Below are 12443 nucleotides of genomic sequence, written 5' to 3'. Positions count from 1 at the left end.
CCTCAAGCCGCCGCTTCCTTCAAGGCCTGCAGCTGCGGCGCCCACTGTGCCGCCGACCAGCTCAGCGGCAGCGCACCGGGCCGCCACACGCCTTGCTCGACATGAAAGCGCAGCAGGCTTTGCGCACCGGGCCGTGTCTCCACCTCGGGCCCGTCCCAGACGATCTCGGTGCGGCCGGTCAGCTGCAGCAGGCCGCCGCTGTCGAAGTCGGGGAACAGCAGGCCGGCATGCGGCCACAGCAGCAGGTTGCCCAGGGTGTTGAAGAGGAAATTGCCGCGGTAGTCGGGCAGGCTCAGCACGCTGCCTCGGCCGTCGCCGGCGATCGCGACAAAACCCGGCCGGCCGCCGCGGTGTGACACGTCGGCCCCCGCACCCGGGGCTGCCGAGGCGATGAACAAGGTGTCCGCGCGCTGCACCAGCGCCTGGGCCTCGGCGGACAGGCGAGGGCCCTCGGGCCGCGCCGGTGCGCGACGCGCCTGGCCCTCGGCGGCACTCAGCCAGCGCGGCTCGCGCGCCTGGATGTACTGCGGGCAGTTGCCGAAGCTCTCGCGCACCGCCACCGTGAAACCCGACCCGTCGAGCCGCGCGACACGGCCGTTCATGCGGTTGCGCCGGCGTGTCTCCAGCTGGATGCCCAGCAGCCCCAGCCTGGCATCCACCGCGAGCTGACCGGAGAGCGGGTCGTCGGCCTCGGGCAAGGCCTGGACACGCAGGCACCGTGCGTCGGGGCTGCTCACGAAGCCGGCCGGTCCGCACAGCAGCGAGGCCCACGGCCGCCCGAACCCGTCGACGCTGCCGGCGACCAGCAGGGGGAGCTGCGCGAACAGCTCGCGGTGCTGCGCCGGCATGAAGTCGCGGATCACCTTGCGGCCGACCTGCTCGATGCGCTCGCGCAGGCCCGCGCGCGCCTGCAGCGCCATCTCGCCGGCATGGAAGGGCGACTCTTCGCCCGGCCAGCCGGGCAGGGAAGCAGGGGACGTGGACATGCAGGACTTTCGAAGCGTGACGACGCCAAGGACCGGGCGGGTCAGGCGAGCGCCGGAGAGCGCCGCATGCCGACAAAGCCGGGCAGGGCCTTGATACGGGCCAGCCAGGCCTGCAGGTGCGGGTAGGGCGCCAGCGGGACACCGCCTTCCGGCGCGTGCGCGGTGTAGCTGTAGAGCGCGATGTCGGCCAAGGTCGGCGACTCGCCCGGCACCAGCCAGGGCTGCGCGGCGAGTCGCGTGTCGAGCTGCTGGAACAGCTGGGCGGCGAGCTCGCGCGAGCGCGGATCCAGGGGCCGGCCGAACAGCGCCGAGATGCGCGCCTGAGCGGGCCCCGCGGCCAGCGGGCCGGCGGCGATGCTGAGCCAGCGCTGCACCTCGGCCGCGGCCAGCGGCTCGCGCGGCAGCCAGCGGCCGCTCGTGTCGTAGCGCAACGCGAGGTAGACCAGGATGGCGTTGCTGTCCGCCACGGTGGCTTCGCCGTCCTCGATCACCGGCACCTGGCCGAAAACATTGCGGGCCAGGAACTCGGGCCGCTTCTGCTCGCCGCGCAGCAGGTCCACGTCGATCGGCTCCACGGGCAGGTCCAGCAGCGAAAGAAACAGCTCGGCGCGGTGCGCGTGGCCGGACAGGGGATGGCGGTAGAGGCGGATCGGACGGGTGGGGCGGGACGCGACAGCGGTGTTCATGGAAAAGTCTCCTCCTTGGGACGGGGCGCCGGCCGCGCCTGCAGGGCAGGGGGACCGGCGACGGGTGGGTGTGCACACCTTAGTCATTCCCGACTGGAGACAGAATCACCGCCGTTGACATTTCACTGTTTCACCAGCTGAAATACCGCTCATGGACCGACTCGAAACCATGGAGGTGTTCGTGGCCGTGGCCGAGGCCGCCGGCTTCGCTGCCGCGGCCCGCCGCCTGCGCCTGTCTGCCCCGGCCGTCACCCGTGCGGTGGTTGCGCTGGAGCAGCGTATCGGCGCACGGCTGCTGCACCGGACCACCCGCAGCGTGCGCCTCACCGAGGCCGGCGAGCGCTACCTGCTGGACTGCAAGCGCCTGCTGGCCGAGTTGGAAGAGGCCGACGCCTCGGCCCGCGGCGCCTATGCCGAGCCGCAGGGCCAGCTCGCCGTCACCGCCTCCAGCCTGTTCGGGCGGCTGCATGTCGCGCCGCTTCTGTTCGACTTCCTCGACGCCCATCCGCGCCTGCGGGTGCGCAGCTTTTTCGTCGACCGCGTCGTCAACCTGGTCGACGAGGGGCTGGACATCGCGGTGCGCATCGCCCACCTGCCCGACTCCTCGCTGACCGCGGTGCCGGTCGGCGCCGTGCGGCGGGTGGTGGTGGCAACGCCTGCCTACCTCGCCGCGCGTGGCGAGCCGCAACGGCCGGCCGATCTCGCGCAGCACGACGCCATCGGCAGCTCGCAGACCGGCGGCCGCGATGCGCCCTGGCTGTTCGGCCCGCCCGACGCAGGGCGCGAGCGCGAGGCGGTGCAGCCGCGCGTGCGGCTGGTGGTCAATGCCGGGGAAGTGGGCATCGCCGCGGCCCTCGCCGGGCGGGGCCTGACCCGCGCCCTGTCCTATCAGGTGGCCGCCGACGTGCAGGCCGGCCGGCTGCAGATCGTGCTGGCCGGCCACGAGCCGCCGCCCATCCCGGTGCACCTCGTGTATGCCGAAGGGCGCCGGGCCGCCGCCAAGGTGCGCGCTTTCATCGACTTCGCCGCACCGCGGCTCAGGGCGGCGCTCGCGGTGCCCGGCTGAGAGAAGCGCTCAGCGCGCCAAGGCAAAAACGAAGTCGAGCTCGACCGCCGCGTTTTTCGGCAGCTGGTACACGCCGACCGAGGTCCGCGTGTGTCCGCCGGACGGCGCAAAGGCGCCGTAGAGCAGCGCCGACGCCGCGTCGGCCACTTCGCTCTGCTGGGTGAAGCCGGCCGAGCTCTGCACATAGACCGTCATGCGCAGCACCCGGGCCACCCGGCTCAGGCAGCCCAGCCGCGCCTGCAGGATGGCCAGGGCGCGCAGGGTCGAGACCTCGGCGGCGTGGCGGGCCTGATCGAGTGACACGTCCTCACCGACCCGGCCGGTCACCACGATACGGCCCTGCACCCGGGGGATCTGACCGCTCACCCAGATCTGGCCCTCGTGTTCGACGGCCACTTCGTAGTGGGCGCCGGGACGTATCTCGTCCTCGAAGGTGATGCCGCGCTCGGCCGTCTGCCGGGCCAGCCAAAGCTTTCTTGTGCTCGCTTCCATGCGGGTACGCTCCCTGCGTTGTGTCGTGAACGCATCATCAGCCCGATCGGCGAGGTGGATCAAGCCCAGGTCGGGCGTTTCACGTCAGACAATGCGCCCTTTCCGTCCGAGCCCGACACGACGATGCCCACCACCTTCGACGACCGCGACCTCGACCTCAATCTCTACACCGCGCTGCGGGCCGCCTGGCCCGACACGCCGGACACCACCGCCATCGAGACCGACACCGGCCTGCACTACAGCTGGAGCGACCTCGAGCGCGGTAGCGCGATGATGGCCCACCTGCTTGCCTCCCTGGAGCTGCCGGACGGCTCGCGTGTTGCCGTGCAGGTCGACAAGTCGGTCGAGGCCCTGATGCTCTACCTCGCGACGCTGCGGGCCGGCCTGGTGTATGTGCCGCTCAACAACGCCTACCAGCTGGCCGAGCTGGAGCATTTCATCACCGATGCCGAGCCCGCCGTCGTGGTCTGCGCAAGCCGCAACTTCTCCGCCGTCAGCAAGCTGGCCTTCTCGCGCGGCACCGCCTTCGTGTTCACGCTGGACGACGACCGCAGCGGCTCGCTGCTGGAGCGTGCCTCGCACCACAGCGACCGCCACGAGGTGGTCGCGCGGCGGGCTGCTGACCTGGCCGTGATCCTCTATACCTCGGGCACCACCGGACGCAGCAAGGGCGCGATGCTCACCCACGGCAACATGCTGAGCAATGCCCGCACGCTGCACCACTACTGGGACTGGCGGCGCGAGGACGTGCTGATCCACGCCTTGCCCATCTTCCACATCCACGGGCTTTTCGTCGCGATCCACGGCGCCCTGTTGTCGGGCAGCCGCATGCTCTGGATGTCGAAGTTCGACGCCGCCGCGGTCGTGGCCCGGCTGCCGCGCGCGACGGTCTTCATGGGCGTGCCGACACTGTATGTGCGCCTGCTTGCCGAGCCGGGCCTGACCCGCGAGGCCTGCGCCGGCATGCGGCTGTTCATCAGCGGTTCGGCGCCGCTGCTGATCGACACCTTCGAGAGCTTCCGGGCGCGCACCGGCCACACCATCCTGGAGCGCTACGGCATGAGCGAGACGGTGATGCTGACTTCCAACCCGTGCCGCAGCGAAGACGGCGAGCGCCGCGGCGGCACGGTGGGCCGGCCGCTGCCCGGCGTGCAGCTGCGGGTGGTGGAGGCCGGCTCGGGCCGGCTCTGTGCGCCGGGCGAGATCGGCGCGATCGAGGTGCGCGGGCCCAATGTCTTCGCCGGCTACTGGCGCCTGCCCGAAAAGACCGCCGAGGAGTTCAGCGCCGACGGATGGTTCAGGACCGGCGATGTCGGCCGCTTCGACGACGCGGGCTACCTCAGCATCGTCGGCCGCAGCAAGGACCTCGTCATCAGCGGCGGCTACAACGTCTACCCGGCCGAGGTCGAGGCTTACCTCAACGAGATCGACGGCGTGGCCGAGTCCGCGGTGATCGGCGTGCCCCATCCGGACTTCGGCGAGGCGGTCGTCGCGGTGGTGGTGCCGCGTCCGGGAGCCAGCCTGCACGAGGCCGATCTGGTCGGCGCGCTGAAAGAGCGCATCGCGGCCTTCAAGGTGCCCAAGCGTGTGATGTTTTGCGCCGAACTGCCCCGCAACACCATGGGCAAGGTGCAGAAGAATCTGCTGCGGCAGCAGCACCAGGGGCTGTTCGCCGCCTGAGCGGGCCGTGCCTCAAGCGCCGCGCGGACGCTCGCGCTCGGGATGGCGCGGCAGCGCGAAGTAGAAGGTCGCGCCTTCACCGGGCCGGCCCTCGGCCCAGACGCGCCCCTCATGGCGGTCGACGATACGCTTGACGATGGACAGGCCGACACCGCTGCCGGGGAATTCAATCGCCGAGTGCAGGCGCTGGAACGCCGTGAACAGGCGATCGGCATGGCGCATCTCGAAACCCACGCCGTTGTCGCGCACCCAGAACACGTGCTCACGGGCATCGGTGCGCGCGCCGACCTCGATCTGCGGTTCACGCACCCCGCGGGTGAACTTCACGGCATTGGTCAGCAGGTTCTGCCAGACCTGACGCAGCAACACCGCATCCCCCTCGACCGGCGGCAGGGGTTGAACCTCCACCTTCCAGCGGCCCGGCACGGCGGTCGCGCGGTCGGCATCGCTCAGCACATCGGCCACGACCGCGCGCACCAGCACTTCCATCTCGAAACGCTGGGTCTGCAGCGGCTGGTAGTCGACGCGCGAGAGCGCCAGCAGTTCGTCGACCAGCTCGCCGAGGCGGTCGCACTCGGCCGCCATCAGCGACAGCATCTGCTGCGAGCGTTCGTCCAGCCGCACGCCGTTCAGCTCGGTCACCATGCGCGCGGCGGCGCCGATGGCGGCGAGCGGGCCCTTCAAGTCGTCCGAGACGCTGCGCGAGAAGGCCTGCAGGTCGGCATTGGCGCGCTCCAGCGCCTCGGTGCGGTCTTCGACGCGCTGCTCCAAGGTCTCGTTGAGCGTGACCAGCTCGCGCTCACGTTCACGCAGCTGCCTCACCAGCTCGCCCAGCGCACGCGACAGCAAAGCCACCTCGTTGTGGCTGAAGGCCTCGTCTTGTGGTGTGTCGCCGTGACGGCTCAGCAACTGCGCGTCGCGGGCGACCTTGCGCAGCGGCGCCGCGAGCCGCCCGGCCAGAGACCAGCCGGACAGCGCGAAGGCCAGCGTGCCGATCACGCCGAAGCCCCAGATCTGCCACTGCAGGCGTTGAGCCGCGGCGACCGCAGTCTCCAGCGGCTGGCGCACCACCACGGTCCAGCGCAGGCCGGGGTAGTCGTAGCGGCCGGGGCCGAAGTGGGCGGCGCTCAGGTACTCGCGGCCGTCGCTCCAGGTCTCGGTGCCCCAGCGGCGCTCGGAGAGCCGCTCGATCTGCCCGCGCGTGAGCGTCACCGGCGGCCGGCCCTTCGGGCCCAGCAGCAGCTCGCCCTTGGCATTGAGCACCACCACCTCCGCCTTGCGCGCCAGCTCGATGGGCGCCAGCACCTGGTTGCCGAGCTGCTCGGCCCATGTCCAGCTGAGGTGGGCCCCCAACACGCCCAGCACCTCGTCGCCCTGCATGATGGGCGCGGCCACGTCGACCAGGCGCAGCGGCTCCTTGCCGGTGGAGGGCAGCAGGCTGGCCAGCAGCACGGCATCGTGCACGTCGCCGACATAGGGGCCCTCGCGGCCCTCCACGAACCAGGGCCGCTGCGACACGTCGCGCCCTTCGAGCATGCCGCTGGTGGCCGCGAGCACGATGCCGCGCGTGTCGGTCACGCCGATCCAGGCGTAGTGGTGGTGGGACAGCTGCAGCTGCTCCAGCACGGCACGCCACTGACGTGCGTCGAGGCGGCTGCCCTGCAGATGCACCAGGTTCGCGATGTTCTGGATCTCGCGGTAGCGCTCGGCCATGTCGGCCTCGAGCGTCGAGGACAGGTGGCGCGACAGCTCCGCAAGCGATTCGCCAGCGTCGGCGCTCACCTGCCGGCGCGCCGAGACACCGGAGGCCCAGCCCACCAGCAGGAACAGGACCAGCGCCAGCGTGCCGAAACCCAGCCCGATCCTGACCCGCGTGCTGAGGCCGCTGGGGGACGGGGGGCGGGGCTGGGCGGCTGAGCGGGCATCGCGATGTTCAGGGCCGTTGAGCCGGCTCACTGTACCTGCAACCACGCCGGCTTGAGCAGGCTCCTTACGTCTTGTGCGAGAAGCTGCGGGCCCTGGTCGCAGAGGCGCGACAACACCTGTCAGACCTGACCGTGTTGTGGCGTCAAAGCCGGAAAAATGCGTCGTAGCCGGTCTTCACGATCAGCGCGGCCACCACGACGATAAAGACGCCGCGGACGAAGCCGGCTCCGTGCTTGAGTGCCAAGCGGGTGCCGACCAGACTGCCGAGGATGTTGGCCACCGCCATCGCGATCGCGTAGTGCCACCAGATGTGGCCCTTGGCGATGAACAGGCCCAGCGCCGACAGGTTGGTCGCGGTGTTGAGCAGCTTGGCACTGGCCGAGGCGTGCAGGAAGTCGTAGCCGAGCAGGCGCACGAAGAGGAAGACGAAAAAGCTGCCGGTGCCGGGGCCGAAAAAGCCGTCGTAGAAGCCGATCGCCACGCCGATCAGCGAGGCCACCCCGGCCTCCTGGCGACCGGCATAACGGCGTGTGTGTTCACGCCCCAGGTCCTTGCGCACGAGGGTGTAGAGCAGCACCAGCAGCAGGATCACGGGCAGTGCCTTGCGCAGCCCGGTGGGCGACACCAGGGTCACGGTCCACGCGCCCAGCGCCGCGCCGACCAGGGCGGCGAGCGCCGCTGGCAGCAGTGCCGACCACACCATCTCGACGCGCTTGGCGTACTGCAGCGTAGCCCACGCGGTGCCCCAGACCGCGGCGCCCTTGTTGGTCCCGAACAGGGTCGCCGGGGCGGCGTTCGGGAACACGCCGAACAGCGCCGGCACGAGGATCAGGCCGCCCCCGCCGACGATGGCATCGACAAATCCGGCAAACAGCGAGGCAAGCGTGGCAACGACAAGTTCGAACATCGTGGAGCGATGGGCGGGCGCGGGACGCGAGAGGAGGGGATGAGGCCGCGTCGAGGGGCAGCAGGGCCCGGGATGCGGACGCACAAAAACGAAGGGCGCCGACTGTGGTCAGCGCCCCCGCAATTGTGACATCCGTTGTGCGTCACAGAGTCTCTTGTACTGCTTCTCTGTGTCTCCTCAGACCCCCGCTCTGTGCGAAACACCTGGCAGGCCGGGCTCGCAGCGAGTGTCGAGACTGTAGGGCGACGCCGCTTGCGCCGCACTAGGGGTTTTCCTGCCCCGTTTTTGTGCACGCTGCCCGGATCACCGCGCCCGGCAAGGCGCCCGGCTATGCTGGTCGGCTTTCCCCGTCGCTCCTCGCGGCGCCTGTGATGATCACCGTCCACCGCCTGACAACTTGCGCTCGCAGCGAAGTGCGACTTCCGTCTCGCTTCCCGCGCTTTATCGTCATGGCGGCTTGCCGATAAACGAACAGGTCCTGTCACGCCCGGACGTATCGCCGGGTTCCTGTTCATGAATGAATTCGCCGACGTCAACCGCCACTACCTCGACCGCGTGATGGACGCCTCCAAAAACAGCGAGGTCGAAGCCACCGAGGACATCGTGGCGGGCAACGGCATGAAGCTGCTCAGCAAAGGCGCACGCATCGACGAGCGGGTGCGCGAGCGCCTGCTCGAATACAAGCTGCGCAAGCCGCTCGAAAGCAGTCTGAAGGTGGCCGGCGGGCCCGACCCGGCGCTGCTGGTGCGCTGCGGCGAGCGCCTGCTGGAGGAACACAGCACCCTGCAGGCCCTGCGCACCTCGCGCTCGCTCGCCGCGCTGGACTGCCTGCGCGCCTTCCCGGCGATCGAAACCCTGCACACCTTGCTGGCCCTCTACGGCGGCTCCGACCCGCGCAAGCTCGACCATGCCGTCGCTGTCAGCCTGCTGGCCATCTCGCTGCACCAGCAGCTCGGCCTGGAGAGCGAGTCCGCGCTGAAGGTGGCCGCGCTCTCCGGCCTGTTCCACGACGTCGGCGAGCTCTACATCGATCCGGCGGTTTTCAGAGCCGGCGGGGACATGCCGCTGGACCAGTGGAAGCAGGTCTGCGTGCACCCGCTGGTCGCGCACCGGTTGTTGAGCGCGGTCTCGCAGCTCGACAAGGCGGTGGCCATGGCGGTGCTGCAGCACCATGAACGTCTGGACGGCTTTGGCTACCCGATGGGGTTGCAGGACGCTGCCGTCACCAAGCCGGGCTGCATCCTGGCTGCCAGCGAGCTGCTCGCCGGCTTGAGCGAAGCCAGCCGGACACCGCTGCACAGTGCCCGGGTGGCCCTGAAGCTGGTGCCGCGCGAGTTCGACCGGAGCATCGTCGACGTGGTGTCCTCCAGCCGGGTCGCGATCGAGCAGGAGCTGGACCGGATCGAGCTGCCGACCTGGCACGACACCCTGGAGGAAGTGCACCGGGTGGTGTCGGGGCTGCACTCGGTCGAGCACTGCCGCCCGGAGTACACGACCCGGCTCGATCGCGTGCAGGGCCCGGTGCGGGTGACCTTCCTGGCAGCCGGCATGCGCTACGAGCGCATCCGCATGGCGTTGGCGAGCGCCGGCGTCAACACGCGCGATGCCGGCGAGCTGCGCCGGCTGATCTCCGACGGCCCCGCGCCCGGCCTGCACCTCGAGCTCACGCTGGTGCTGCGCGAGATCCGCTGGCGACTGCGCGAACTCGGCCGCGAGCTGATGCTGCGTGTGCAGCGCCAGGCACCCGATCACCTGGATTTGGCCGACTTCGCGGTGCGCAGCTTTTCGACGCCGCACTGACGCTCGTTTCTCCCGCGCTGGGATTGCAATTTGCTGAAGTCCGGGACGGCGGGGCCGCGGCTCCGCCCTCGCACGCGGCCGGGTCGCGCTTCGCGCCTGTCGCCGCCATGACGGACATCCGCAGGAGGCTCCCCCATGCATCACCCTCACGGCTTGGCGGCAGGTTTGCTGGCCGGGCTGTTGCTCGGCGCACCGCTCGCGCACGCGCAGCTGCCGCCCGGTGACGGGCCGGTCACCCTCACCGGCACCCTCACTGACCCCACGCCGCTGCCTTTCGACGAGAGCCGGCTGGCGTCGCTGAAGCTGCCGCCCGGCTTCAAGATCTCGGTGTTCGCGCAAAACCTGCAGAACGTGCGCTGGCTGCAAGTCGCGCCGAACGGCGACGTCTATGCCTCGCGGCGCCAGCAGGGCGACGTGCTGCTGCTGCGCGACACCAACCGCGACGGCGTTGCCGACGAGCGCAAGACGGTGGCGCAGAACATCAAGTGGCTCAACGGCCTCGCGCTGCACGGCAAGCGGCTCTACATGGTCTCGGACCGCAAGGTGCTGCTCGCCGATGTGCAGCCCGACGGCTCGCTCGGCCTGCCGCGCGTGATCATCGACGATCTGCCCGACGCCGGGCAGCACCCCAACCGCACGCTCGCCATCGGCCCCGACGGGCAGCTCTACATCACGGTCGGTTCGACCTGCAACAGCTGTCGCGAGACGAACGGCGAAAGCGCCACGCTGCTGGTGGCCCGACCCGACGGCAGCGGCCGCAGCGTCTATGCGCGCGGCCTGCGCAACACCCTGGGCTTCGGCTGGCATCCGGGCAGCGGTGCCCTCTACGGCTTCGACCATGGCTCCGACTGGCGCGGCGACGACCAGCCGCCCGAAGAGCTCAACCGCATCGAGAAGAACAAGGACTACGGCTGGCCCTGGTGTTACGGCGAGCGCCAGGTGGACCGGTTGCAGGCCAACGAACCGCCCCACACCACCAAGGCGGACTTCTGTCCCACCACCGAGGCGCCGGCCTTGACCTACACCGCGCATGCCGCGCCGATCGGCATGGTGTTCTACACCGGCAGCCAGTTCCCGGCCGACTACCGCCACAGCGCCTTCGTCGCGATGCGCGGCTCCTGGAACCGCGCCGTGCCGAGCGGCTACAAGGTGGTGCGGGTGCGTTTCGACGCGGCGGGCAAGCCGCTGGCGATCGAGGACTTCGCCACCGGCTGGCTGGTGGCGGCGCCGCCCAATGCGCAGGACCCGGGCCACAGCCACAGCGTGGCTGTGCACCAGAAGGTGCAGCGCCCGGCACGTTTCGGCCGGCTGGCCGGGCTGGCCCAGGCCCCGGACGGCTCGCTGCTGGTCGCCGAGGACGAAAACGGCGTGATCTACCGCATCAGCTACGAAGGACGATGACATGTTGCTGCCCCAGCTTTCATTGACCGCCTTCGCCTGCGTCCTGGCCCTGGTCGGCGGCGCGGCGGCTGCGCAGGCGCCGGGGGCGCGCGCGGTCCTGCTCGACGAGCGCGGCCGCGAGGCCGGCCAAGTGCGCCTGAGCGAAACGCCCGACGGCCTGAGCCTGGACATCGAGGTCCAGGGCCTGGCACCCGGCGCCCACGGCGTGCACATCCACCAGAACGGAGAGTGCGCGCCGGGACCCGACGCGGACACCGGCAGCATCGTCGCCTTCGGCGCCGCCGGTCCCCACTTCGATCCGCGGCAGAGCCGCAACCATGGCCATCCCGAGCAGCCAATGGACCAGGTCCATGGCGGCGACCTGCCCAAGCTCCAGGTCGGCAGCGACGGCCGGGCCCGGCAGACGGTGCAGCGGAAAGGGCCGACGCTCAGACCCGGCCCGGCGGCGGCCATGGGCCGCACGGTGGTGGTCCACGAGCGCAGCGACGACTACGTCACCGACCCGGCCGGCAACTCCGGCGCGCGCCTGCTGTGCGGCGTGATCGAGCCGCACAGCGAGCCCCCGGTGCCGCGCCACACCTTGCCCGGCAGCGATGTGTTCCCGGAGGGAATCGCCGTCGATGAGGCCAGCGGTGTCGCCTATGTCGGCTCGTCCTCGGAAGGCCACCTCTACAAGCTGGAGCCCGGCAAGCCGCGGGCGGAACTGCTGTCCTATGGCGGCTCGCCCGGACGGCAGGCGGCGCTCGGGCTCAAGCTCGACACGCTGGGCCGGCTCTGGGTTGCCGGCGGCGCGGCCGGTACGGTGGCGCTGGTCGATGCGCACAGCGGCCAGACCCTGGCGGTGCTGAAGACGCCGCACAGCCCGCATCCCTTCATCAACGACCTGGTCATATCGAGCGACGGTTTTGTCTACGTCACCGACTCGCAGCGCCCGGTGCTGTTCCGGGCACGCAACGTCGCCAACCAGCCGACCGCGCTGGAGCCCTGGCTGGACCTGGCCCGCACGCCCATCCGGTATGTCGACGGCGCCGTCAACCTCAACGGCATGGTCGTCACGCCCGACGGCCGCTACCTGGTCGCGGTGCAGACGGCGACCGGCCAGCTCTGGCGCATCGACACACGCAGCCGCGAGGTGAGGCAGATCGAGGTGGACGGGGCGCTGCTCCACGGCGATGGGCTGGTGCTGCAGGGCCGGGCCTTGTGGGTGCTGCGCAATGTCGAGAACGAGATCGCGCGTGTCGAGCTCGACGCGGGCTACACCCGCGGGCGCGTCACGCAGCGGCTGACCAGCGCGCGGCTCAAGCACCCCAGCACGGCGGCGCTCGCGCGCGGGACGCTGAAGGTCGTCAACAGCCAGCTCGACCGGCAGAAGAACCCGCCGCCGCTGCTGCCCTTCGACGTCATCGAGCTGCGCCTGCCCTGAGCGGGCGGTCGCCACGGGCCGCACCATGCCGCCGACTTCCGCACCCGCACAGCCCGGTTTGCCGGGCGAGGGCGCG

10 protein-coding genes are annotated in these 12443 nt (G+C 70.6%); 5 read left to right on the top strand and 5 right to left on the bottom strand.

Annotation, left to right across the window (positions count from 1 at the left end; all coding sequences use genetic code 11):
• Window positions 1-2 precede the first annotated feature (2 nt).
• Together OOT46_RS11005 and OOT46_RS11000 are read right to left on the bottom strand one after the other, a co-directional pair.
• Window positions 3-986 carry a pyridoxamine 5'-phosphate oxidase family protein gene (locus OOT46_RS11005; protein WP_265403644.1) on the bottom strand — a complete coding sequence of 328 codons (984 nt, stop codon included), beginning with the start codon at window positions 984-986 and terminating at the stop codon, window positions 3-5.
• Between the two features lie 41 nt (window positions 987-1027).
• Window positions 1028-1672, bottom strand: a complete 645-nt coding sequence (locus OOT46_RS11000; protein WP_265403643.1) for a glutathione S-transferase family protein — start codon at window positions 1670-1672, stop codon at window positions 1028-1030.
• Window positions 1673-1823: 151 nt separating this feature from the next.
• On the opposite strand from OOT46_RS11000, the gene OOT46_RS10995 reads away from it, so the two are divergent.
• Window positions 1824-2738 (top strand): LysR family transcriptional regulator, encoded by a 915-nt coding sequence (locus OOT46_RS10995; protein ID WP_265403642.1) that lies wholly within the window; start codon window positions 1824-1826, stop codon window positions 2736-2738.
• A 9-nt stretch (window positions 2739-2747) separates the two neighbouring features.
• Here OOT46_RS10995 and OOT46_RS10990 read toward each other — a convergent pair whose 3' ends face one another.
• On the bottom strand, window positions 2748-3230 hold the full coding sequence (locus OOT46_RS10990; protein ID WP_265403641.1) for a RidA family protein: 483 nt from the start codon (window positions 3228-3230) through the stop codon (window positions 2748-2750).
• Between the two features lie 123 nt (window positions 3231-3353).
• Between OOT46_RS10990 and OOT46_RS10985 the strand changes: the two genes are divergently transcribed.
• Window positions 3354-4910 (top strand): malonate--CoA ligase, encoded by a 1557-nt coding sequence (locus tag OOT46_RS10985; RefSeq protein ID WP_265403780.1) that lies wholly within the window; start codon window positions 3354-3356, stop codon window positions 4908-4910.
• 12 nt (window positions 4911-4922) lie between these two features.
• Here the strand turns inward: OOT46_RS10985 and OOT46_RS10980 are convergent, their stop codons facing one another.
• Window positions 4923-6881 carry an ATP-binding protein gene (locus tag OOT46_RS10980; protein ID WP_265403640.1) on the bottom strand — a complete coding sequence of 653 codons (1959 nt, stop codon included), beginning with the start codon at window positions 6879-6881 and terminating at the stop codon, window positions 4923-4925.
• Between the two features lie 97 nt (window positions 6882-6978).
• A complete protein-coding gene (locus OOT46_RS10975; protein ID WP_265403639.1) occupies window positions 6979-7743 on the bottom strand; it encodes a sulfite exporter TauE/SafE family protein in 765 nt (254 codons plus the stop codon).
• Window positions 7744-8256: 513 nt separating this feature from the next.
• Here OOT46_RS10975 and OOT46_RS10970 point away from each other — a divergent pair.
• The 3 genes from OOT46_RS10970 to OOT46_RS10960 all read left to right on the top strand — a co-directional run bounded on the left by OOT46_RS10970 (window position 8257) and on the right by OOT46_RS10960 (window position 12367).
• Window positions 8257-9543 carry an HD-GYP domain-containing protein gene (locus tag OOT46_RS10970; protein WP_265403638.1) on the top strand — a complete coding sequence of 429 codons (1287 nt, stop codon included), beginning with the start codon at window positions 8257-8259 and terminating at the stop codon, window positions 9541-9543.
• Window positions 9544-9678: 135 nt separating this feature from the next.
• Window positions 9679-10944 carry a PQQ-dependent sugar dehydrogenase gene (locus OOT46_RS10965; protein ID WP_265403637.1) on the top strand — a complete coding sequence of 422 codons (1266 nt, stop codon included), beginning with the start codon at window positions 9679-9681 and terminating at the stop codon, window positions 10942-10944.
• A 1-nt stretch (window position 10945) separates the two neighbouring features.
• Window positions 10946-12367, top strand: a complete 1422-nt coding sequence (locus OOT46_RS10960) for a superoxide dismutase family protein (protein WP_265403636.1) — start codon at window positions 10946-10948, stop codon at window positions 12365-12367.
• The last annotated feature ends 76 nt before the right edge of the window (window positions 12368-12443 follow it).

It is taken from the genome of Aquabacterium sp. A7-Y (assembly GCF_026153205.1).
GTDB lineage: Bacteria > Pseudomonadota > Gammaproteobacteria > Burkholderiales > Burkholderiaceae_C > Caldimonas.
The sequence above is the reverse complement of the archived record's forward strand: the minus strand, read 5'-3'. Positions and strand labels throughout refer to the sequence as shown.

Bases quoted from the DNA above. Each gene is read 5' to 3' on its own strand.
- OOT46_RS11005 (WP_265403644.1), bottom strand. From the start codon at position 986: ATGTCCACGTCCCCTGCTTCCCTGCCCGGCTGGCCGGGCGAAGAGTCG.
- OOT46_RS11000 (WP_265403643.1), bottom strand. From the start codon at position 1,672: ATGAACACCGCTGTCGCGTCCCGCCCCACCCGTCCGATCCGCCTCTAC.
- OOT46_RS10995 (WP_265403642.1), top strand. From the start codon at position 1,824: ATGGACCGACTCGAAACCATGGAGGTGTTCGTGGCCGTGGCCGAGGCC.
- OOT46_RS10990 (WP_265403641.1), bottom strand. From the start codon at position 3,230: ATGGAAGCGAGCACAAGAAAGCTTTGGCTGGCCCGGCAGACGGCCGAG.
- OOT46_RS10985 (WP_265403780.1), top strand. From the start codon at position 3,354: ATGCCCACCACCTTCGACGACCGCGACCTCGACCTCAATCTCTACACC.
- OOT46_RS10975 (WP_265403639.1), bottom strand. From the start codon at position 7,743: ATGTTCGAACTTGTCGTTGCCACGCTTGCCTCGCTGTTTGCCGGATTT.
- OOT46_RS10970 (WP_265403638.1), top strand. From the start codon at position 8,257: ATGAATGAATTCGCCGACGTCAACCGCCACTACCTCGACCGCGTGATG.
- OOT46_RS10965 (WP_265403637.1), top strand. From the start codon at position 9,679: ATGCATCACCCTCACGGCTTGGCGGCAGGTTTGCTGGCCGGGCTGTTG.
- OOT46_RS10960 (WP_265403636.1), top strand. From the start codon at position 10,946: ATGTTGCTGCCCCAGCTTTCATTGACCGCCTTCGCCTGCGTCCTGGCC.